A 22,129-nucleotide genomic window follows, 5' to 3' on the forward strand; every position below is an offset into this window, starting at 1 on the left:
TCCCTGGGGGAACTCGATGAAGCTCGTTCGCATCTCGTCCACGCTCGCTGTCTGCGCCGCGCTGTGGGCGTGCAGCTCGAAGAAGGCCGCCCCGGAAGCGCCGGCCGCCGTGAAGCTGGTCTCGGCGCTGCCCGCCTCCGTCTCGAACGGCGCGCCGCTCGAGCCCGCTCCCGCCGTCCGCCTCGTGGCCGCCACCGGGTCTGCGGTGCGGCGCCGCGGGGTTACCGTCTCCATTGCGATCGTGGGTGGCGAAGCAACGCTGCGTGGAACCGCCAGCGCCACGACCGACGTCGAGGGCGTGGCGCGGTTTCCGGGGCTCTCGCTCGTGGGCCGTGCGGGGCCTCTCGCCCTGGAGTTCTCCTCCCCAGGGCTCGGAGCTGCCGAGAGTGGCCTGCAGCTCACGCCGGGCGTCGCGGTCGCGGTGCAGGCGGTATCGGTATCGGGCACACAGCAGACCGCGCCGGAGCTGACGGAGGTCGCCGTGGCGCCGTCAATCGAGGTGCGCGACAGCGGCGGGAACCCCGTCCCCGGCGCGGCCGTCACGTTCTCGGTCATCGCCGGCGGCGGCAGCGTATCGAGTGCGGCCACAGCAACGGGGGACGATGGTGTCGCGCGCGTCCAGCGCTGGGTCCTGGGGAACGCAGGCCCGCAGCGCCTCGAGGCGCGCGTGGACGGGGTGTCCGCCGCGGTCGTGTTCGACGCGACCGCCAGCCCTGCCCCCGTCGCCGTGACGGTGACCACCTCGCTCTCGGCGGCGCAGGTCCGGGTGGTGCTCAGCCCCGCGCCGGTCGTCGCGCTCGTGAACGCGTCCGGCGCCTCCACACCGGCCGCAGGACTGCCCATCACGGTCTCGCTCGTCGGCGGCGGATCGCTCGAGGGCACGACCACGCAGCTCACGGATGCGGCGGGACGCGTCGAGTTCCCGGACCTGATGCTCACGGGTCGCGCGACCGGAGCTCGCCAGCTGGCGTTCTCCTCTCCGGGCCTCACCGCCGCGACGCTCGCGGTCACCGTGGCTCCGGGTCCGGCGGCCAGCGTCGCTGCCGCGTCGGCCGTGGATCAGTCGGCTGGCGCTAGCCAGGGAGTGGAGGCCCCTCCTGCTGTCCTCGTGATGGACCTCGACGGCAACACCGTTCCCGGCGCTCCAGTGCAGTTCGGGGTGGTGTCGGGCGGCGGGAGGGTCCTCGGCGCAGCGCAGGTGAGCGATGCGGATGGGGTCGCGCGCGCCGCCGGCTGGGTCCTGGGAACGTCGGGCGCCCAGGAAGTCGCCGGGAAGCTTCGCGACATGACGGGAAGCGACGGCGCAACGTTCCGCGCCACCCTCCGCGATCCCGGTGAGAGATTCGACGTCCGCATGCGCCTCCTGTCGCCGGTGAACGACGCGCTGTTCGCGCTGCTCGACCGCGCACGAGTCCGCGTGGAGCAGGTCGTCCGGGGGGAGCTCAGCAACATCTGGTTGAGCACGGCCCCGCTCTACTACTGCGGGAACGTCGGTATGGCCGAGACCATCGACGACCTCCTCGTGCTCGTGGAGATCGCCCCCGTCGATGGATGGGGAGGAATCCTGGCCCAGGCCGGCCCCTGCTTCATCCGGACGTCGAATCGTCTGCCCGTGATGGGAATTCTGCGGCTCGACTCTGACGACCTGCAGACGATGGCGGACGACGAGATCCGGACGGTGATGACGCACGAGCTACTCCACGTGCTCGGGTTCGGCACCATGTGGCAGGATCCCTACGTGCGCCTGCTCACCAGCGCCGGGACGAGCGATCCCTTCTTCGTCGGTGCCGGCGCGCAGAGCGGCTTCGTCGACGAGGGCGGCTGGAACTATTCCGGCTTACCGGTCCCGGTGGAGAGCCTCGGGGGTGCGGGCACGGCCGACTCGCACTGGCGCATGAGCGTGTTCGGGGAAGAGCTCATGATCGGCTGGCTCGTGAGCGGAGCCCAGGCCTTGAGCCGGACCACGGTGATGTCGCTCGGCGATCTGGGCTACCAGGTGGACGCGGCGAGGGCGGACCCGTTCCGCATCGTGCCCGCCGCGCGCCGAGCCACGCCGGACCGAGGCCGGGGCATCGGCGCGGACGTGGTGCCGATCGAGCCGGTGGAGGTCGACGACGGGCCCACCAGACGCCGGTGAGCGCGATCATCTGGGGCCACTGATGAACCATTCGCCCGCTGCTCCGGGAAACGCGCCTCGGGGCAGCGGGCGAGCGACAGAGAAGCTCAGGACGAAGCGCGACGTGGAGATCGCTCGGGGGCGTTCACCCGTGCCCCGGCCAGCGGCCCTGACCAGGCGGAGCCGCGACGATCCGCGCCGCGACCAGCGCACGCGTGAGCGCGATGTGCATTCGCGTCCCGAACCGCTTCACGCTCGGGTCCACGTCAGCCACCACGATGGCGGGACGCTCGAGCCCCTTCCAGCGCAGGAAGGTGTCGGCGACGAGTCGGTTCTCCATGTCCGGATCGTCCGCGTGGACGAATGCGTGTCGACCGATGCGCTCGCGCTGGTGTATGGCGTCCGAGGCGGTCTGCCCGCGCATTGATACGACCCCGATGTCGGCGAGCGTCAGTCCCTGCGAGAGCAGGCGATCGATCTCCTCCCCCACCCGGTCGACGATTTTCGCGGCGTCGGCGCACTCAACGAGCGCGAGGGTGCGGTCCTGCACCGCTGCTGCCAGCGCGTCCTCATCCGCCTTCTCGCCGGCGTAGAGCGCAGCGAGCGCGCCGACACCCGCCGGGCAGCGCTGCCCGCGCGTCAGCCGGAAGGTCGTCGCGAACAGGTCCGGGACCGGGGCGCGATCGGGCCAGAACCCCTGGCCGGGATCGTGGAAGGCCCACAGCCGCGCGCCCTCGGCGAGCCCGCGGACGAGGTACCAGGCCTCGAAAGTGAGGTCCTGCCCCTCGTCGACGACGACGGCATCCCAGCGCGGCTCGCAGAGATCCGCCGCGCGCTCGTAGGTCGCCTGCCAGTACTCGTTCGCGGTGAGGTCGCCCTGCCGATTCGGACCGTCCGCCGCGTCGGCGATGGACTTCGCGAGCCCGCTCACCGTCTGGACCTCCACGCCGCTCCCGGCGAGCCGCACCTCCAGCCACTTGCGCAGCGGCTGCGTGAAGCACAGCAGGAGCACGCGCTTCCCCTCCCCCGCGTGGCGCCGCGCCGCCTCGACGGCGAGGAGCGTCTTGCCCGAGCCGGCGCCGCCGCGGACGAGCACGCGATCGTTGTCGAGGAGGCCCTCGAGCGCAGCCAGCTGGACGTCGTCGAGCGCGAACTGCCGCTCTCCGAGCGAGCGGAGCCGAGTGCCGAGCGAAAGCGCCGGGACCCACGTCTCGCCCCACATCTGATGGAGCCGGTCCATCCAGCCGCCTCTGGCGGGTTGCGGCTCGGGCAAGGCGCGTTCCACGACGGCCGGGAGCGCCTCCGCCAGCCAGCGCAGCTGCATCCGTCCGAGGACGACGCCGCGAAGCGCGTCCTCCTGGGGTTGCGCGTCGAACTCCGTGTCCGGGAACACCAGCGCCGCCCCGAACGCCGGCGGCTTGCAGCTCCAGTCGACGAGACGGCGCTCGAGCTTCTTCACGAACCCGAGCGCCTGATCGAGGGGAGTCTTGTCGAACGGGATCCCGTTCGTGAACCAGCGCCCGTCGCGCTGCTCGATACGGCCGCCCTTCACCTCCAGGACCAGGAGGCCGCGCTGCGGGTGAGCAAGGACGAAGTCCCCCTCGCCGAGATAGTTCTTGCCGTCGCGAATACGCAGCGAATGCCAGGCGCTCCAGCCCGCCGGAATTCCTGCCTTCAGCGCCTTCCAGACGGCTCGCTCTGCTTCGGACTTCGCGGGGCGCGGCGCTTCGGCGGGGTTCAGGCGCGGGGGCGGCACCGGGACAGGGTGCCAGAAGGCGGAAGCGAGTCAAACGGTGCTGGCCGAGAGTGCAATCAGGCGGAAGAGCGTCGTAGCGAACCCAAACCGCCGCGAACGTTCTCGGCACCGTGTTCGTCGACTCGGCCGTGTCCGTCGCTCGGGTATGCTTGTTCCATGGCAGCAGGCAAAGCACTCCTCCTCGCCCTCTTCGCCTCCGCAGCGGCCCCCGTCGCCGCTCGCGCCGAGCTCGACGTACGCGTTGGCGGCCGCGCCTGGGCGACCATCGAGGACGACGGCACGGTTCGCGTGAACGGTCGCGGCGTCGGGCGCATCCAGCCGGACGGAACGGTGCAACGCGACGGGAGGAGCGTCGGGGACGTCGAGGACGACGGGACGATCCGCGCTTCCGGGAAGTTCATCGGTCGCGTGGAGCAGGACGGCACCGTGCGCCGGGGCGGCCGGGCCATGGGCGCCATCGAGGACGACGGAACGCTGCGCCTCGACGGCCGCGCGTGGGGGAGCGTCCGGAACTGCTGCGGCGACCCGGCGTCGAAGCGGACCATTGCTGCGTTGCTCGCGTTCTTCGCGGAGGGCTGGTTCTGACATCCCGCACAGGAGGCTCAACGGTGTTGAACGATCCCGACTCCACGAAGAAGCTCGAACTAGTGCGTGTTCAAGGACCGACCGCGATAAATGTCGACGCAGCTATCGATGACAAGGGCGATCTGGTCCTGTCCGGGCAGGACATCGGACGGGCGCCCCGGGAGGTCTTCGGGAGGGGCGACCTCGAGTATTTCCTGAAGGTCCGCCACGAGCACAAGGACGCCCTTCTCCTCGCGTTGCTCGAGCGGCTCTACCGAGACGACGCTTGCGCCGTGAGCCGGCTCAGGGAGCTGCTCGAGGCGAAGGGGATACCGGGCGAGTTCTTCAGCTTCTAGGTCTGCACCGAAAAGCCACGCCACCCTGACGCAATGACCGGGCTCTCGAGGAGGTGCGTCGCCGTCGTCAGCGGCGGGCGCCGGCCCGCCCCGTCTCCTCGCGTGCCTTCTCGTACCAGCGCACTCCCGCGGCGGAGCTGGCCTCGAGCTCGGCGATGACCTGCGCGCCGAGGAGCAGGATGACGAAGACGATCTCGAGTGAGACCAGGACGACGACGACGGTCGCGAGCGATCCGTAGAGCACGTTCACCATCGAGAGGTTGGTGAAGAAGTAGACCATGAACAACGCGGTGAGCCGCCATAGCGCCGCCGCGGCCAGACCTCCGACGAACGCGCGCCGAGCGGAGATCCTGACCACCGGCAGGACGCGGTATATGCCGGCGAAGACGGCAACCAGCCCCAGGAACCCCGACGCCCGCAGGAGCAGCTTGATCCCGGACGCGAGCGGGCGCTGCAGGCCGAACATCCGCAGGTGGTGCTCGCCGAGGGCGTCGACGGCGGCGGTGAGCACGGTGACGCCCAGGAGCGCGACCATCAGCACCAGCATGAACAGATAGGGAAGCAGGGCCGAGACCCAGATGCTCCGGTGCGCGGCGTGGCCCGACGAGTGGAAGATCGCGGCGACTGCCTGCTCCAGCATTCGAAACGCGATCGAGCTGAAGAAGAGCATGCTCACCACGCTGAGCGCGCGGGTCGGCGCCTCGGTCTCGAGGAACGTCCGCGCAGCCTGCAGGACGGCGTCCGCGTGCTGAGGGACGAGGGCCGTGAGCTCCGGGCGCAGGATGTCGATGATTCGAGCCTCGTCGAACACGATCGAGAGCGCCGCCACCACCAGCGTCAGGAAGGGCACGAGCGAGAGCAGCGCGTTGTAGCCGACCCCGCCGGCGAGCAGGATGCCGCGGTTGCGCGAGAACGCGCGCAGGGTTCGCCCTGCGAAGCGCAGCAGCCGCGTGACCCAGCTCGACGCGTCACCCACCGGACTCATGGCCTCACCTCGCCGTCGTCTCCTACTCGGATGAGCACGGGCCCGACTCCTTGCACAGGCATGCGACGGGTGGCCACGCGAAGGACGGGTCGAGGACGAAACGGACCGCAACTGCGGCGTTTCGGCACGGTTCCGCCGCGATCACTACCGCGAGCCGGGGGCTTCACCGAGATCGAGCCCGAAGGCGACTGGCCGAGGACGAGGCTTCACGGTCCGGCGCAGCACGCAACGGCAAGCAGCGGGCAGCTCAGGAGAGCGACCGCCGGTCTGCCCGGCCGGAGTCGGGGCGATCGCAGAGCGTGTTCGTGCGTCCGACGTTCGGGGCGGCGCAGGTTCCAGCCCCTGCTGAGAGGAGCAAGTTCGTTCCGCTCGGCGCAGGCTCAGGGCGTATGACACGCAGTGACCGCGCACCTCGGAGGACCTGAGGTGCGAGGCCCCCGCGTCGGTGAGAGGGTTCGCCCCAGGGTTCACGCCATGGCGACTGCCGAGCCGCAGCACCCCCGGTCCCAGGTGAGCCTCACGACGGTGTTCACCGTCTGCTTCGGGGTCGTCTTGGTGGTCGGCCTCGTCTTCTTCCTGATGAGGACCCGGGTCGCCCTGACGCTCGTCCTCGGCAGCGCGATGGCGGCGGTCGCGATGGATCATGCGGTCGACGCGCTGGCGCGCCGGGGCCTGCGCCGGAGCTGGGCGATCGCCGCCGTGATGGTCGTGGTGACGGCGCTCCTCGTCGGGCTAGGGTTCCTCCTGGTTCCACCGATGGTGCATCAAGGGAGGGCGCTCGCCGCCGAGCTGCCAGCTCTGTGGGAGAAGCTGCAGCACACCCCCTGGTTCCTGCGCCTCGACGCCGGACTGCACCTGCAGGAGCGGCTGCGCGAGTCCGGCCCCGCCGCGGTCGGCGCGGTGAACCCGCTCCTCGCCGCGATCGGCGGCGCGGTCACCGCGTTCGGAGGGCTCCTCGCCTTCCTCTTCCTCGCCATCTTCATGCTGGTGTTCGGGCGCGATCTCGTGACGGCGCTCCTCGCGGAGCTGACCCCCGTTCATCGCGAGCGCTACGAGCGCATGGCGGCGAAGGTCTACCGCTCGGTGGGCGGCTACCTCGGCGGCCTGCTCGGGATCTGCGCCATCAACGCGGTCCTCACGACGACGTTCCTCGTCATCGCCCGGGTGCCGTTCTTCCTTCCACTCGGCATCCTGAGCGGCACCTCGAGCCTCGTCCCGTATGCGGGCCCGCTCGTGGTCGGAACGGTCATCACGCTCTTCGCGCTCGTCACCGGCGGCGCATGGACCGCGCTGGCGGCCGCGATCTACTTCGTGATCTACGGACAGCTGGAGGGGAACGTCCTCGCGCCCTTCATCTACCGCCGCACGGCGCACGTGAACCCGCTCGTGACCCTCCTCGCCATCCTGTTCCTGGTGGAGTTCATGGGCGTGGTGGGGGCCGTGGTCGCGGTGCCGCTCGCCGCGGCAGCGCAGGTCGTCATCGCCGAGCTCGTGACGGTCCGTCGCAGAGGGCGCGTCTCCTGACGGAGGTCGCCGCTATCAGGGCGTCACCTCGCGCTCGCGCGCCTTCTCGGAAGACGTGCTCGCGCGCAGCGCCGCGGAGCGGGCTCGCGACCTCGCGGTTGGCCACGAAGTCGTCGACCGCGACTCACGTCCTCACGGCGAGCGTCGGCTTCTTGGGCAGGTGACGCAGGCCCATCCACGCCAGCGCCGCGAGGTGATTCGCGACCTCGTCGACGCTGGGCTCGCGGGTCTCGGTCCACCACTGGCCGACCGACGTCACCATCCCGATGAGGGCGTGCGCGTAGATGGGCGCGGCCTTCGGGTCGTACCCCGCGTCCTTGAACGTCGCGGTGAAGATGTCGCCGACGCGCTCCGCCACGTCGTTGAGGAGGCTCGACATGCCACCCGTCGCCGAGGCGGCGGGCGCACCGTGCGCCAGGACGGCGAATCCGTCGGGGTGATCCCTCACGTACGTGAGGAAGGCCAGCGCCGAGCGCTCGACGCGCTGGCGCGGCGAGCCCGTCCCGATGGCCTCGGCGATCCGCCGCACCACGTACTCCATCTCGCGATCGACCACGACCGCGTAGAGCCCCTCCTTCCCACCGAAGTGCTCGTAGATGATGGGTTTGGAGATCTTCGCGTGCTCCGCGATCTCCTCGACCGACGTCGCCTCGTACCCGCGCTTCGCGAACACCGCGCGCCCCACGTCGATGAGCTGGGCGCGACGGGCCGCCGCGGTGAGTCGTCGACCCCGTTCAGACATGGGAGGATCGTATTACCACTAAGTAACCTACTCAATCGTAAGGGCACCTGGACGCTCGCACCCTCGCATCGGTGTGCCCCTTGCGCCGGACGGCTGCGCTTGTTACGGTATGGTAACCTACTGGACAGTAACCCGTACGCGCCGCGGCGCTCCGGCCTGCGCCGGGCGCTCCGAGCCGCCGCGGCATCGACTCGCCTCACCAGCACGGAGCGGACATGCGAATCGAAGACGCAACCCCGGGGACGAAGCCTCGCCCGGGATCCCGGCCCGTCCTTCCGCCACTCTTCGTGAAGGGCAAGAAGCTCAACGTGCCCATCGTGCAGGGGGGCATGGGCGTCGGCGTGTCGCTTCACCCCCTCGCCGGCGCGGTCGCCCGCGAGGGCGGGCTCGGCGTCGTGTCGAGCGCGGCCATCGATCGGGTGGTCTCGAAGCGGCTGGGCAGGAAGGTCGGCACGTACGAGGCGGTCCGCGAGGAGATCGCCGCGTCCAGGTCCCAGGGCGGCCTCGCGGGCATCAACATCATGGTCGCCCTGCAGCGCGACTTCGCGGACTCGGTCCGGGGCGCCATCGACGCCGGCGCGGACGCCATCATCTCCGGCGCCGGTCTGCCGACGTCGCTGCCCGCCATCCAGGCGCCGCGCGACACCGCCCTCATCCCGATCGTCTCCTCGGCTCGCGCCCTCGAGATCATCATCAAGAAGTGGGAGAAGCTCGGCTACCGCCCGGACGCCGTCGTGCTCGAGGGCCCGCTGGCGGGCGGCCACCTCGGCTTCAAGTTCGACGAGATCGGCCTGCCCTCGAATACGCTCGAGGCACTGCTCCCGCCCGTGAAGGACATGGCGCGCCGGCACGGTGACTTCCCCGTGATCGCCGCCGGCGGCATCTTCACGCACGACGACATCGTCAGCATCCTCCGGCAAGGCGCCGACGGGGTGCAGATGGGGACGCGCTTCCTCGCGACGGAGGAGAGCACCGCCGACGACGCCTACAAGCAGGCGGTCGTGAACGCGACCCAGGACGACATCGTGGTGACCCGCGATCCCGGGTCGCCGTGCGGCCTCCCGTTCAGGGTCCTGAAGCAGTCGCCGATGTTCCGCGCCACGCTGGAGGGGAGGCGCAAGCCGGCCTGCAACAAGGGGTACGTGCTGCTCAAGGACGGCGACGGCAAGTTCAATCGCTGCCTCGCAAAGGAAGACGGCGATCACTACTTCTGCATCTGCAACGGGCTGCTCAGCTCGGCGGGCTACAACCCCGAGGACGAGGAGCCGCTCTACACCGTCGGCAGCAACGCCTATCGCGTCGAGGGCGTCGTGCCGGTGAAGGCGCTCATGGACGAGCTGCGCGGCGTCGCAACGTCGCGCGCCCGCGCTGGGGACGCCTGCTTCGCCGCCGGAAATTGAGCTCCGCTGCGGCAGGTGGTCCCCGCCGATGCGTGCGCGCCGTCACCCCGGCAGGTCGATCTCGACCGAGGTCAACGGACGGGTCACGTCGAGGCTCCACGAGGTGATCGACGCGTAACACACGAGGGAACGCGCGAGGTCGAGCTCGCGCAACGCCTCGCGCGCGGTCGCCTCGGAGGAGAAGACCCCCAGCACGCGCGTCACCGGCCCCGTGACGCCGTCCTCCTCGTACTGCACCACGAACGCGCAGGCAGGCTTCGCGGTCTCAGCCTGAGCCACGGCGGCTTCGCGCGCGGCGCATCGCGCCAGCACCGACGCGCTCTCGGTTGCGAGGAGGAGGAGGCGCGCGCGGTCGCCTGGCGTGAACGCACGCTCTTTCGGAAACGCGATCGAGAGCACCGCGTGGTCGCGGTCCTCGTCCGGAACAGGGACTCCCAGCCAGGCGCCGGCGCCGCGGGCGAGCAACGCCGCGGAGGTCTCCGGAAAGCGCACGGCCAGCTCCTTCGGATCGAGCCAGAGCGGCTCCTCGAGGCTTGCCACCTCCGCCTCGGCACCCTGCGGCCCCGCTCCGTCTCGGCCTCCGCCAGCGACCTCTCGCCGCGTCAACTCCACGCCGAGAGCGCCGAATGCGTCAGGACCGAAGTCCACGAGCGCAGCGACGACGTCCTTCGCGGTCTCCGCGCCGAACAGCGCGGTGGTGAATGGCTGGACGCGCTCGAGATCGTCTGCCGCGTGCACCGCGATCACCGCCTCCGCCTCGGCGCGCGCTCGCGCGAAGCGCTCCCGCTCGTACAGGTGAGTGCGATCCTCGAACTGCTTGTCGCTGCGGCGCTGCCGGACCCCGCACGCAGCGAGCGCCTTCTCCGAGGCGTTCGCGCGTGCGCGCTCCTGGGTGAAGAGACTTCCTCGCGCGAGCGCGTTCCCGCATGCTGCCGCGACCTCGCCAAGAAATGCGCGCGCGTGGGGGTCGAACTCCTGCTCCGCGTCGAACGAGAGGGTCAGGACTCCGTTCGTCTCATCGTCCGCGACGAGAGGCAGGAATGCCCACGACGCGCCGAAGGGTCCCCCGGTGAGCGCGTCGAACGCGATGCCCGGGTAGTGCTGCGGTGCTTCCGCCAGCGAGCTGATCCAGAGCGGCGCGCCGGCGCGGGCGGCATGCTGCTCTGGACCCGTCGAGCCGACCGAGGCCTCTTCCTCGTCGCGACGTGTCGCCGCAGCTCCCGTCGCCTCGGCGACCAACGCGAGCGTGGCGTCATCGCGCAGCTCCATGACCTGCGTGACGGACGCGCCGGTGAGCGCGCCCGCTCGTTCGGCCGCGATGAGGGCGATGTCCGCGTGCTCGCAGGCAACGGCGAGCGCTCGAGACAGGTCGAGCAGCCGAGCGAGGTCGTCCGGGGTGAGCACCGCCCCGTTCTTCAGCGTGGCGTCCTCGGCGACGTGCGCAGCCGAGCTCGCGCGATCGCGCTGAGCGTGAGTCGTCGCCATGTGCTGGCTCCCGGGAGCCGCCACGGCGCGAGCGAGATGCGGGTGAGGGGCGACTGCTGCTGGATGTATATGCGTCGGCGCGCGGCGCTGCCGCCTCTTCTCGTCGTCTCTGCTGCGCACGGGCTCTGGAGACTCGTGGCGCACGCACTGCGACGCGGCTCTGCCGCCAGTGGCGCGCCGCAGTGATGTCCGGGATCGTCGGCGAGAGCCGAACGAGGCAACCCGCCGCGCTTGCCTGCCTTCGGCGAACCGCGCTGGAGCGAATATCGCAGGGGCGCCGCGACGAACGTCCCGTTAGACTGATGCCATCAGCCCCGCCGCATCGTCCCGATGACGCGCCGCTGCCGGTCGGGAGGGGCGTTGTTCGGTTCGTCCAGGTTCGAGTCGTCCTTTTTCCGCAGGTCTCGCGGCGGCGCGTTCGCCTCGCCCCTGCTTCCGTTCCGCGACGAGCTGCTCAGCCTCGAGCGCCTCGACGAGCGCGCCCGTTCGCTCGCCGCGCGCTTCACGGTGGATCCGTCGGGCCGTTCGGCGCGGACCGTCCTGCCGCGCTTCGAGGACAACGTCCGGGTCCTGCGGGACGGTTACCGCTCACTCGCCGGCGACGTGCGCCGCGCCGAGTTCGTGACCCCCGCCGCCGAGTGGCTCCTCGACAACTATCACCTCGTCGCGTCCGAGATCCGCGACGTCCGGCAGAACCTCCCGCGGCGCTACTACCGCGAGCTGCCCAAGCTCGCCGCCCGCGAGCAGGCAGGGAGCGCCCGCGTCTACGCGCTCGCCGTCGAGCTCATCCGCCACAGCGACAGCCGCCTCGATCGCGCCCAGCTCCAGCGCTGGCTCGACGCGTTCCAGACGGTGGCGCCGCTCACCCTCGGCGAGCTCTGGGCCTGGCCGAGCATGCTGAAGCTGGCGCTCGTCGAGAACCTTCGCCGGCTCGCGGACGAGACGCTCGTCGCCCGCGCGGCCCGCCGCCTGGCGGACGCGTACGTGGCGCGCTTCGAGACCGAGGGGAAGGGCTCCGCGCCGCCGCTGCCGCGCGTCCTCCACCCCGCGTTCGTCGTGCAGCTCCTCCAGCGCCTGCGCGAGTACGGGCCGCGCCTCTCCGCCGTCCGGGGCGATCTCGACGCACACCTCGCCTTCGACCGACAGACCGCGGAGGAGGCCATCCGGAGCGAGCACCAGCGCGAGGCCGTTGCCCAGGTGTCCGTCGCGAACGTCATCACGAGCCTGCGGCTCTGCTCCACCCTCGACTGGACCGAGTTCGTCGAGAGCGTCAGCCTGGTGGAGCGGGTGCTGCAGCGGGATCCCGCCGGCGTCCACGCGCGGATGGAGTTCCTCTCCCGCGATCGCTACCGGCAGGCGGTCGAGGAGCTCGCCGGGGGCACCGCGGAGGCCGAGGTTCGCGTCGCGCTGCGCGCGGTCGAGAGCGCGCGGGAGGCCGCCGAGGTCGAGGGTCCCGGCGCGCGCGCCGCGCACGTCGGGTACCACCTCATCGGGAAGGGACGCCGCGAGCTCGAGGCCGACGTGGCCTGGCGGCCCGGTCCGCGGAAGTCCCTGCGGCGGCTCGCGTTCGCGCACGCGACCGCGGCGTACCTCGGCGCCATCGCGCTCGCGACGGCGGCGCTCGCCCTCGCGGGAGCCGCGTACGCGCGCCACGCGGGCGGCTCGACGTGGGCGCAGCTCGGGGTGGCGCTGCTCCTCCTCCTGCCCGCGAGCGAGGTGGCCATCGCGCTCGTCCAGCGCCTCGCCGCGCGCTTCGCTCCGCCCCGACGGCTCCCCCGCCTGGACCTCACCGCGGGGATCCCCGAGGACGCCCGCACGCTCGTGGTCGTCCCGACGCTGCTCACGTGCGTCGAGGGCGTCGAGCGGCAGCTCGAGCACCTCGAGGTCCTCGCGCTCGGCAACCTCGATCCCCGCGTGCACTTCGCGATCCTCGGGGACTTCACCGACGCCGCGGGCCGCGACGCGCCCGGGGACGCCGCCATCCTCGCCGCCGCCCGGAGCGGGATCGAGGCTTTGAACGCCCGGCTGGGCGAGGGGAAGAACGATCGGTTCTTCCTCTTCCACCGCACGCGCCAGTGGAACCCGGCAGAGGACGTGTGGATGGGCTGGGAGCGGAAGCGTGGAAAGCTCGAGGAGCTGAACCGCCTCCTCCGCGGCATGACCGACACGAGCTACGACGTGCAGGTCGGCGACGTCGGCGTGTTGCCCAGCGTGCGCTACTGCATCACGCTCGATTCGGACACGCGCCTCCCCCGGGACGGCGCGAAGAAGCTCGTCGGCGTCATCGCGCACCCGCTCAACCGCCCCGTGCTCGACCCCCGCTCCGGCCGCGTCACCGAGGGCTACGGGATCCTGCAGCCGCGCGTCAGCGTCACGACGTCGAGCGCGGCCGGCTCGCGCTTCGCCCGGATCTTCGCCGGCCACACCGGCCTGGACCCGTACACGACCGCGGTCTCTGACACCTACCAGGACCTCTTCGGCGAGGGCAGCTTCACGGGCAAGGGGCTCTACGACGTGGACGCCTTCACGGCGGCGCTCGCGGGGCGCGTCCCGGACAACACCCTCCTCTCTCACGATCTCTTCGAGGGCCTCCACGCCCGCACCGGGCTCGTGACGGACGTCGAGGTCGTCGACGACTACCCCTCGAGCGTCCTCGCCCACGCCCGCCGCCAGCACCGCTGGACGCGCGGTGACTGGCAGATCCTCGGCTGGCTCCTGCCGTTCGTGCGGACGACGCAGGGCCTCGCCCGGAACCGCCTCCCGCTCATCGCGCGCTGGAAGATCTTCGACAACCTGCGGCGTGCGCTGCTCGCGCCCGCGACGCTCGTCCTCTTCCTCGCCGCGTGGACCGTGCTCCCGGGCAGCGCCGTGCTCTGGACCGCCGCCATCGTGACGTCCCTCGCGTTCCCGCTCTTCCCGCTCGCGCTCGAGGCCCTCGGCGGACCGAGGCGGCACCAGCCGATGCGGGCGTTCGTGCGCGGGCTGTACGAGGACGGGGCGGCCACGGCGGCGCGGGTCCTGCTCCAGGTCACCTTCCTCGCGAACCAGGCCTACGAGATGGTGCACGCCATCGCCGTCACGCTGGTCCGCCTCGCGATCACGCGGCGTGGCCTGCTCGAGTGGGAGACCGCCGCCGCGAGCGCCGCGCGGGGGACCGGGCTCGGAAGACGATCGTTCCTCGTCGCCATGGCGGCGAGCCCCGCGATCGCGCTCGCGAGCGCGGCCCTCGTGGCGGTGTGGCGGCCGGGGGCGCTCCTCGCCGCCGCGCCGCTGCTCCTCCTGTGGGCGGTCGCGCCGCTCGTCGCGCATCGGCTCTCGCAGCCGATCGGGGAGCGGGACCTCGGGCTCGGCGAGGAGGACCGGCGCTTCCTCCTCGGCGTCGCGCGCACGACCTGGAAGTACTTCGAGGCGTTCATGGGGCCGGGCGATCACCACCTGCCCGCGGACAACTTCCAGGAGGCGCCCGAGCGGATCGCGCACCGCACCTCGCCCACGAACATCGGCATGGGGCTCCTCTCCACCCTCGCCGCGCACGACCTCGGCATCGTCCCCACCGGCGAGCTCATCGAGCGGATCGACGCCACCCTCACGACCATGGAGGGCCTGGAGCGGCTCGAGGGGCATCTCTTCAACTGGTACGACACGAAGACGCTCGCGCCGCTCCCGCCCCGCTACGTCTCGACGGTGGACAGCGGCAACCTCGCCGGCGCGCTCATCGCGGTGTCCGAGGGGCTGCGCGCGCTCGGGCGCGGCCCCGCGCCGGCCGAGGCGGGCCCGAGCGATCCGCTGCAGCGGCTGGAGAGCCTGGCGCAGCGCGCGGCGGCCTTCGCCGACGGCATGAGCTTCGGCTTCCTCTACGACCCGCGCCGGAACCTGCTCGCCATCGGCTACCGCGCCGCGGACGCGGAGGGGCCCGGGCGGCTCGATCCCGCCCACTACGATCTCCTCGCCTCGGAGGCCCGCCTCGCGAGCTTCATCGCGATCGCGAAGGGCGATCTGCCGGAGAAGCACTGGTTCCATCTGGGCCGCGCGGTGACGAGCGTGCACGGCAGCCCGACGCTCCTGTCCTGGAGCGCGACGATGTTCGAGTACCTGATGCCGCTGCTCCTCATGCGCAGCTTTCCGGAGACCCTGCTCGACGAGAGCTGCCGGATGGCGGTGCGGCGGCAGCGGGACTACGCGGCGACGCGCGGAGCACCGTGGGGGATCTCCGAGTCCGCCTACGACCTCGTCGATCACCACGGCAACTATCAGTACAAGGCGTTCGGTGTCCCGGGGCTCGGCCTGAAGCGGGGCCTCGCCGACGAGCTCGTGGTCGCGCCCTACGCGACCGCGCTCGCCGCGCTCGTCCACCCCACCGCGGCGGCGGAGAACCTGCGCCGCCTCGAGCGCGAAGGCCTCCTCGGCGCGTACGGCTACTTCGACGCGGTGGACTACACGCCACGGCATCCGGAGGAGTCCGACGCGGCCCCGGCGCGCGCCCGCCCTTCGGGCACCATCGTCCGGACGTACCTCGCCCACCACCAGGGGATGACGCTCGCGGCCATCGCGGGGGCGCTCCAGGGGAACCGCATGGTGGAGCGCTTCCACGCCGATCGCCGCGTGCAGGCGACGGAGCTGCTCCTCCAGGAGCGCGTGCCGCGCCAGGCGGCGGTCATCCTGCCCCGTCCGGACGAGACGGCGCGCGTCGCCACGCCGGTGCCGCCGGCGGCCGCCCGCCGCTTCCGCTCGCCGGACACCACGTTCCCGCACGCGCAGTTCCTCTCGAACGGCAGCTACACCGCCGTCGTCACGAACGCGGGTGGCGGCGCGAGCTTCTGCGGCGAGCGCGCCGTGACGCGCTGGCGCCGGGACGCGACGCGCGACCTCGGGGGTCAGTACCTCTACCTCCGCGACGTCCGGAGCGGTCGGGTGTGGTCCGCGACGCACCAGCCGACCGCGCGGGAGGGCGGGGACGACGTCGTCACGTTCACGATCGACAAGGCGACGTTCCAGCGGAGGGACGACGACCTCGCGACCCGGCTCGACGTCGCGGTCTCGCCCGAGGACGACGTCGAGGTACGCCGGCTCGAGGTGACGAACCTCGGCGACCGCCCTCGCGAGCTCGAGGTGACGAGCTACGCCGAGATCGTCCTCGCGCCGACCGCCGACGACCTCGCCCACCCGGCCTTCGGCAAGCTCTTCGTCGAGTCGGAGTACGTCCCGGAGTGCAACGCGCTCGTCTGCCGGCGGCGGCGCCGCGCCCCGGACGACGCCGAGGTCTTCGCGGTGCACGTCATCGGCCAGGAGGGCCGGACGCAGGGACCGGTGGAGTGGGAGAGCGACCGCGAACGCTTCCTCGGCCGCGGTCGCGACCCGGAGGATCCGCAGGCGCTCGACGGCCGCGCGCTCTCCGGCACGACCGGCATCCTGCTCGATCCCATCGTGAGCCTGCGACAGCGCGTGCGGCTCGCGCCCGGCGGCGTGGTGAGGCTGTCGTTCGCGACCGGAATGGCGACGAGCCGGGAGACGGCGCTCGCGCTGGCGCAGCGCTACCACGACCCGACCGCCGCAGCGCGCACGTTCGCGCTCGCGTTCGCGCACGCGCGCAGCAGGCTCCACCACCTCGGCATCTCGAGCGAGGAGGCCCTCCTCTTCGAGCGCCTCGCCTCGCGCGTGCTCTACGCCGACGCGTCGCTGCGGCCGGGGCCGGAGATCCTCGCCCGGAACGAGCTCGGCCAGGAGGGGCTCTGGGGACACGGCGTCTCTGGCGACCTCCCGGTCCTGCTCGTGCGCATCGTCTCGGAGGCGGATCTCCCCCTCGTCCGCCAGGTCCTCCAGGCCCAGGAGTACTGGCGCCTCAAGGGGCTCCGCGCGGACGTGGTGCTCCTGAACGAGCACCCGGTGAGCTACCTCGACGAGATGCACGCGCGGCTCGCGGCGCTCCTCGACGAGGGGCCCGGGCGGACGTGGAAGCACAAGCCGGGCGGCGCGTACCTCCTGCGCGGAGACCGGATGAGCGAGGCCGAACGCCTCCTGCTCTCGTCGGTGGCCCGCGCGATCCTCCTGGGAGGAGCCGGATCGCTCGCGCAGCAGCTCGAGCGCCACGCGCCCCCGCCGGCGGAGCCTGCAGCGCTCGCGCTCGCCCCGCCTGCGAGGCGCGGCTCGGCGCCCGAGCACGGCGCGCCTCCCGAGGTGCCGCCGCTCGCGCTCTGGAACGGCACGGGGGGCTTCGCCGAAGCCGGGCGGGAGTACGTCATCGTCCTCGAGGGGGCCGAGGAGACGCCGCTCCCCTGGGCGAACGTCATCGCGAGCCCGGTGTTCGGGACGGTCGTCACGGCGTCGGGGTCGTCCTTCTCCTGGTCCGAGAACAGCCGCGAGAACCGGCTCACGCCGTTCGCCAACGATCCGGTGAGCGATCCGACCTCCGAGGCCATCCTCCTCCGCGACGACGAGAGCGGCGAGGCGTGGTCGCCCACGCCGGGGCCGCTGCCCCGCACCGGCGCGTCGGGCCGGTTCGTGATCCGCCACGCGGCGGGGGTGACCCGCTTCGAGCGGGCGACGAACGGCGTGCGCCACGCCCTCGACGTGTTCGTGGACGGCGCGGATCCGGTGAAGCTCTCGCTCCTCACGCTCACGAACGAGAGCGGCGCGCCGCGACGCCTCTCCGTCTTCGCGTACAGCGAGTGGGTCCTCGGCCCCCCGCAGGCCGGTCAGAACCAGCACGTCGTCACGCGGAAGGACGCGCAGACCGGCGCGGTCCTCGCGACGAACGCCTGGAACCACGAGTTCGCCGGCCGGATCGCGTTCGCGCACGCGAGCGAGGCGCTCCGCTCGGCGACCGGCGACCGCACCGCCTTCCTCGGCCGGAACGGCTCGCTGGCACGCCCCGCCGCCCTCGGCCTCGTGGAGCTCCCCGCTCGCTTCGGCGCGGGGCTCGATCCCTGCGCGGCGCTGCACGTCGCCATGGAGCTCGAGCCGGGCGAGACCCGGCGCATCGTGTTCCTCCTCGGCGAGGGGAGAGACGTGGCGCAGGTGCGGGAGCTCATCGGACGCCACGGCCGCGCCGAGGCCGCGGACGCCGCGCTCGCCGCCGTGAGGCGGACGTGGGAGGACACCCTCGGTGCGGTGCAGATCCGGACGCCCGACGACTCCTTCGACGTCCTCATGAACCGGTGGCTCCTCCAGCAGGACCTCTCCTGCCGGATGTGGGCGCGGACCGGCTACCATCAGCCCGGCGGCGCGTTCGGGTTCAGGGATCAGCTCCAGGACGCGATGGCGCTCGCGATGGCGCGGCCGGCGCTCGTCCGCGAGCACCTCCTCCGGGCCGCGGCGCGGCAGTTCCGCGAGGGAGACGTGCAGCACTGGTGGCATCCGCCGAGCGGGCGCGGGACGCGCACCCGTTGCTCGGACGATCTCGTCTGGCTGCCGTACGCGGTGGCGCACTACGTCCGCACGACGGGCGACGCCGGCGTGCTCGACGAGCGCGTCCCGTTCCTCGAAGGTGAGCCGCTCGCGCCGGGCGCTCACGACGCCTACGCCCAGCCCCGCGTCTCGGAAGAGGACGCCTCGCTCTTCGAGCACTGCGTGCGCGCCCTCGAGCGCGGGCTCACCTCGGGCGTCCACGGCCTGCCGCTCATGGGGAGCGGCGACTGGAACGACGGGATGAACCGCGTGGGCAGGGAGGGGCGCGGCGAGAGCGTCTGGCTCGGCTTCTTCCTTCACGCGGTCCTCGAGGACTTCGCCCCGCTCTGCGCGGCGCGCGGCGAGGCCGATCGCGCGGGGCGGTACCGCGCCGAGGCGGCCCGGCTCGCCGGGGCGCTCGAGCGGAGCTGGGACGGGGAGTGGTACCGGCGCGGTTACTACGACGACGGCTCACCGCTCGGCTCGGCCCAGAACGACGAGTGCTCGATCGACTCGATCGCCCAGTCCTGGGCGGTGCTCTCCGGAGCCGCCCCGGCGCGTCTCGCCGACCGCGCGATGGACTCGGTCCGGACGCACCTGGTGCGCCGAGGAGCCCAGGTCGTCGTGCTGCTCACGCCGCCTTTCGATCGGTCGAGGCAGGAGCCCGGCTACATCAAGGGCTATCCGCCCGGCGTGCGCGAGAACGGCGGCCAGTACACGCACGCCGCCGCGTGGATCGTGATGGCGCTCGCGAAGCTCGGGAGCGGCGACGAGGCGGCGGAGCTGTTCCACATGCTGAACCCGGTGAACCACACCCGCACCGGCGCGGACGTCGCGCACTACCGGGGAGAGCCCTACGTCGTCGCGGGCGACGTCAGCGCCCACCCCGAGCACGCGGGGCGCGCGGGGTGGACCTGGTACACGGGATCCGCCGGCTGGATGTACCGCGCCGGGCTCGAGAGCATCCTCGGGCTCCGGAGGCTCGGCGAGACCTTCGAGCTCGATCCCTGCATCCCGGCGTCCTGGCCCGGCTACGGGATCACCTGGCGGCTCGGGCCGACGCGGTACGAGATCACGGTCGACAACTTCGAGCGGCGGTGCCGCGGGATCGCCCTCGCGGAGCTGGACGGCGTGGCGGTCGATCCGCGGGCGATCCCGCTCGTCGACGATGGCGGGACGCACGAGGTGCGGGTCGTGATGGGAGTCGCCGGGCAGCCGGACCTCACCGGCCGGGAAGCGGCTGGCTCTGCAGCTCGTCCCGGGAGGGCGGGACACCGGGATGAACGGTGAGCTCCCTATTGGGCACGATTGGTCGGTAGATTGACATTTCTCCACGAATGGTATAAATACGTGCCTCCGATGTTCGACGTCATTCCATCAAGACGAGGCGAGGGCGGCGGCCCGATGACCCTCGGCCAGCTCCCGGTATCCCGGGGATGTGGCAATGCCGCCTGCGATGGAGGCCCCATGACCCACGAGAGAGCGACGTAACCGAACCCCCGGCGTGATCGTCGCGGCGCCCCACGGGCGCAGCGATGCCACGTCGGCCGTACGGGTCGCCCGGGCAGCCTGCGCCCGGTTCGGCCTGTCCGTGCGCCGTGTAGGGTGTTCCTGCCGGCGCCCCTGTCCTCGCCCAGACCATCGAACCCGCTGCCCGGCAGCGGGACGGGACCCGTGCGTCCCGGGAAAGACGATTGCGCAATGATCTGCTATCCGCTCGGCGTCGCCTCGCACCTCGCCATCGCCTGCGATTGCTTTCGACGTGGCGACCTCGACGGCGCGCAGGCGGCGCTCGCGCGCGCGACCGCCCTCGTCCGCGACGAGCGCCCCGGGCACGTGGCGGCTTCACCCGCCCGTCCGGCACGGCAGTCCTGAAGCGTTCACCGGCCCGGGATCGACCGGTCCGCAACCGACGACGCCGCGACGGCGCAGGAGGAGACGAGATGCCCCCCAGGAAGACGACGGACCGACTGCTGGGAGAGATGCGCCGCGCCTACGACCTCGTGGAGCAGCGGCGGGCGGACGAGGCGGTGAGCGTGTACCGCGAGGTCCTCGCCGAGGCCCGCAAGGTGGGGCTCGACTCCGCCCACCTGCACTGGGCCTTCGCGGTGGCCTGCGACTACTCGGGAGAGATGGAGATGGCCTTCGAGCAGATCAGCATCGCCATCGGGAAGGACCCGCTGGCGCCCCCGTTCCGCCACTCGTTCGAGGTGATCACCGGTCGCATCCAGGCGGCGCTCGCCGACCTGGAGCGCGCCGCGGACGATGCGTCGACGCCTCGGCTCTACGCGCTGCTGCAGCGGGGTGGGACCGTCGACGTGCCGTCGCACCTCGCGATGGTGCGCTACCACCTCGCCACCGGGAAGCCGGCCGAGGCGCGCGCGCTCGCCGACGCCGTCACGCTGCTCCACCCCGCCTCGCGCGAGGCGTGGGAGGCGAAGGCCGCCGTCGCCAAGGCGACCGGGGACGCGGCCGGCGCCGAGCAGGCGCGCCTCGAGGCGGCGGCGCTCCAGGAGGAGCCCGCGTTCGCGATCCCCGGTCCGGCGTCGGCCTGAGCCATGCGTCGGCTCGGGCCTCGCCCCACTCTCGAGGAGAATGGAGACCTCATGGAACCGTACGCGCTTCGCGTCGATTACCTCCCCGCCTCCGCGCTCGCTCTTCCGGGCCGGCTCGGCCTGACGCGCGCGCCCGGCCGCTGGGTGGCGGGACGAGACCCCGACTCCGACGTCCGGCTGCGCGAGGACGTGGAGGCGATCGCGCGGGTGCACGGTGCGAAGGTGCTCGTGACCCTGCTCGAGCGGTTCGAGATCGCGGAGCTCGGCGACCTCGACGGCGAGGCGCGCCGGGAGCGGCTCAGGTGGATTCACTATCCCATCGCGGACATGTGGGCGCCCACGGATCTCGCCTCTGCCCGCCGGCTCGTGGGCCGCATCCTGCACGCGCTCGAGCAGGGGCAGGACGTGGTCGTGCACTGCTGGGGCGGCGTCGGGCGGGCGGGGACCATCGCTGCGTCCTGCCTCGTCGCGCGCGGCACGCCTCCCGCGGAGGCCATCGCCGTCGTGCGCGCAGCCCGCGGTCGCGCGATCGAGAACGCCGCGCAGGAGCATTTCGTCCGCGAGTTCGGAGGTGACGCGGAATGAGCCCGTGGATTGCCGGCAGCCGAGATTTGACCCGCACACAGGAGAGACCCGCCATGCAGACCCCCACCGTCGCGGACGCAGTCGCGCTCGCGGCCGAGAAGCACCGGAACGCCGTCGACAAGGGCGGCGCCCCGTACATCCTCCACCCGCTCCGCGTCATGCTCGCGATGACCACCGACGAGGCTCGGCGCGTCGCCGTGCTTCATGACGTGATCGAGGACACGGGCGTCACGCTGTACGAGCTGCGACGGCGCGGGTACCCGGAGCGCGAGGTAGCCGCGCTCGACGCGCTCACGAAGCAGCGCGGAGAGGACTATGCCGCGTTCATCGAGCGCGTTTGCCTCGATGAGCTCGCCGCGACGGTGAAGCGCGCCGATCTCCTCGACAACATGGACGTTCGCAGGCTCGCGACGTTCGGAGACGCGGACGCGGAACGGATGGCGCGGTACCTGGCTGCGTGGAAGCGGCTTTCGGGCGGGAAGTAGGAGGCACCACACGACACGCGGCTCACGTTGACGATGGCGGCGATCGAGCGTGTCCGTACTGCCGCTAGCCTCGACGCATGCACGATGAGAGCGCAGCCGAAGGTTACGCGGGCTTCCCGGACGACCAGGACTCGTCGCTTCGGCGGGCGGGTCGTCCGTGACGGCACCAGTGAATGAAGTCGCTCAGCGCGGG

At 72.0% G+C, this 22,129-nt stretch carries 14 protein-coding genes and 1 riboswitch; of the genes, 10 read left to right on the top strand and 4 right to left on the bottom strand.

Going from position 1 to position 22,129, the window contains the following annotated elements; genetic code table 11:
• The first annotated feature begins 184 nt into the window (after positions 1-184).
• Positions 185-2,137 carry a leishmanolysin-related zinc metalloendopeptidase gene (locus MLV88_RS24695; protein ID WP_243338332.1) on the top strand — a complete coding sequence of 651 codons (1,953 nt, stop codon included), beginning with the start codon at positions 185-187 and terminating at the stop codon, positions 2,135-2,137.
• Positions 2,138-2,261: 124 nt separating this feature from the next.
• Here MLV88_RS24695 and MLV88_RS18550 read toward each other — a convergent pair whose 3' ends face one another.
• Positions 2,262-3,872, bottom strand: a complete 1,611-nt coding sequence (locus MLV88_RS18550; protein ID WP_243338333.1) for an NERD domain-containing protein — start codon at positions 3,870-3,872, stop codon at positions 2,262-2,264.
• A gap of 156 nt (positions 3,873-4,028) precedes the next feature.
• Between MLV88_RS18550 and MLV88_RS18555 the strand changes: the two genes are divergently transcribed.
• Together MLV88_RS18555 and MLV88_RS18560 are read left to right on the top strand one after the other, a co-directional pair.
• A complete protein-coding gene (locus MLV88_RS18555) occupies positions 4,029-4,457 on the top strand; it encodes a hypothetical protein (RefSeq protein WP_243338334.1) in 429 nt (142 codons plus the stop codon).
• 26 nt (positions 4,458-4,483) lie between these two features.
• Entirely contained in the window at positions 4,484-4,792 is a 309-nt protein-coding gene (locus tag MLV88_RS18560; protein WP_242359878.1) for a hypothetical protein, read from the top strand.
• A gap of 67 nt (positions 4,793-4,859) precedes the next feature.
• Here the strand turns inward: MLV88_RS18560 and MLV88_RS18565 are convergent, their stop codons facing one another.
• On the bottom strand, positions 4,860-5,777 hold the full coding sequence (locus MLV88_RS18565) for a YihY/virulence factor BrkB family protein (RefSeq protein ID WP_243338335.1): 918 nt from the start codon (positions 5,775-5,777) through the stop codon (positions 4,860-4,862).
• Between the two features lie 474 nt (positions 5,778-6,251).
• On the opposite strand from MLV88_RS18565, the gene MLV88_RS18570 reads away from it, so the two are divergent.
• Complete coding sequence (locus MLV88_RS18570) at positions 6,252-7,301, top strand: AI-2E family transporter (RefSeq protein WP_243338336.1); 1,050 nt, start codon at positions 6,252-6,254, stop codon at positions 7,299-7,301.
• A gap of 124 nt (positions 7,302-7,425) precedes the next feature.
• Here the strand turns inward: MLV88_RS18570 and MLV88_RS18575 are convergent, their stop codons facing one another.
• Positions 7,426-8,043 (bottom strand): TetR/AcrR family transcriptional regulator, encoded by a 618-nt coding sequence (locus MLV88_RS18575; RefSeq protein WP_242333301.1) that lies wholly within the window; start codon positions 8,041-8,043, stop codon positions 7,426-7,428.
• 287 nt (positions 8,044-8,330) lie between these two features.
• Between MLV88_RS18575 and MLV88_RS18580 the strand changes: the two genes are divergently transcribed.
• Positions 8,331-9,443: an NAD(P)H-dependent flavin oxidoreductase gene (locus MLV88_RS18580; RefSeq protein WP_243338337.1), complete on the top strand. Its 1,113-nt coding sequence runs from the start codon at positions 8,331-8,333 to the stop codon at positions 9,441-9,443.
• A gap of 42 nt (positions 9,444-9,485) precedes the next feature.
• Here MLV88_RS18580 and MLV88_RS18585 read toward each other — a convergent pair whose 3' ends face one another.
• Positions 9,486-10,928, bottom strand: coding sequence for a GAF domain-containing protein (locus tag MLV88_RS18585; protein ID WP_243338338.1), 1,443 nt, complete (start codon positions 10,926-10,928; stop codon positions 9,486-9,488).
• A gap of 360 nt (positions 10,929-11,288) precedes the next feature.
• Here MLV88_RS18585 and MLV88_RS24305 point away from each other — a divergent pair, with 360 nt between their 5' ends.
• From MLV88_RS24305 to MLV88_RS18615, 5 genes are all read left to right on the top strand, one after another.
• Entirely contained in the window at positions 11,289-19,601 is an 8,313-nt protein-coding gene (locus MLV88_RS24305; protein ID WP_279324335.1) for a GH36-type glycosyl hydrolase domain-containing protein, read from the top strand.
• An 81-nt stretch (positions 19,602-19,682) separates the two neighbouring features.
• Positions 19,683-19,774: riboswitch (SAM riboswitch) on the top strand.
• A 238-nt stretch (positions 19,775-20,012) separates the two neighbouring features.
• On the top strand, positions 20,013-20,186 hold the full coding sequence (locus MLV88_RS18600; RefSeq protein WP_243338339.1) for a hypothetical protein: 174 nt from the start codon (positions 20,013-20,015) through the stop codon (positions 20,184-20,186).
• Between the two features lie 68 nt (positions 20,187-20,254).
• Positions 20,255-20,866, top strand: coding sequence for a tetratricopeptide repeat protein (locus MLV88_RS18605; RefSeq protein ID WP_242352090.1), 612 nt, complete (start codon positions 20,255-20,257; stop codon positions 20,864-20,866).
• Positions 20,867-20,917: 51 nt separating this feature from the next.
• A complete protein-coding gene (locus tag MLV88_RS18610) occupies positions 20,918-21,451 on the top strand; it encodes a cyclin-dependent kinase inhibitor 3 family protein (protein WP_243338342.1) in 534 nt (177 codons plus the stop codon).
• Positions 21,452-21,504: 53 nt separating this feature from the next.
• Positions 21,505-21,936, top strand: a complete 432-nt coding sequence (locus tag MLV88_RS18615) for a GTP pyrophosphokinase (protein ID WP_243338343.1) — start codon at positions 21,505-21,507, stop codon at positions 21,934-21,936.
• The last annotated feature ends 193 nt before the right edge of the window (positions 21,937-22,129 follow it).

Origin of the sequence: Anaeromyxobacter soli (assembly GCF_022808855.1) — a bacterium.
Lineage (GTDB): Bacteria > Myxococcota > Myxococcia > Myxococcales > Anaeromyxobacteraceae > Anaeromyxobacter > Anaeromyxobacter soli.

Coding starts and splice junctions, on each gene's coding strand:
- MLV88_RS18555 (WP_243338334.1), top strand. CDS start 4,029: ATGGCAGCAGGCAAAGCACTCCTCCTCGCCCTCTTCGCCTCCGCAGCG.
- MLV88_RS18565 (WP_243338335.1), bottom strand. CDS start 5,777: ATGAGTCCGGTGGGTGACGCGTCGAGCTGGGTCACGCGGCTGCTGCGC.
- MLV88_RS18570 (WP_243338336.1), top strand. CDS start 6,252: ATGGCGACTGCCGAGCCGCAGCACCCCCGGTCCCAGGTGAGCCTCACG.
- MLV88_RS18575 (WP_242333301.1), bottom strand. CDS start 8,043: ATGTCTGAACGGGGTCGACGACTCACCGCGGCGGCCCGTCGCGCCCAG.
- MLV88_RS18585 (WP_243338338.1), bottom strand. CDS start 10,928: ATGGCGACGACTCACGCTCAGCGCGATCGCGCGAGCTCGGCTGCGCAC.
- MLV88_RS18600 (WP_243338339.1), top strand. CDS start 20,013: ATGATCTGCTATCCGCTCGGCGTCGCCTCGCACCTCGCCATCGCCTGC.
- MLV88_RS18605 (WP_242352090.1), top strand. CDS start 20,255: ATGCCCCCCAGGAAGACGACGGACCGACTGCTGGGAGAGATGCGCCGC.
- MLV88_RS18610 (WP_243338342.1), top strand. CDS start 20,918: ATGGAACCGTACGCGCTTCGCGTCGATTACCTCCCCGCCTCCGCGCTC.
- MLV88_RS18615 (WP_243338343.1), top strand. CDS start 21,505: ATGCAGACCCCCACCGTCGCGGACGCAGTCGCGCTCGCGGCCGAGAAG.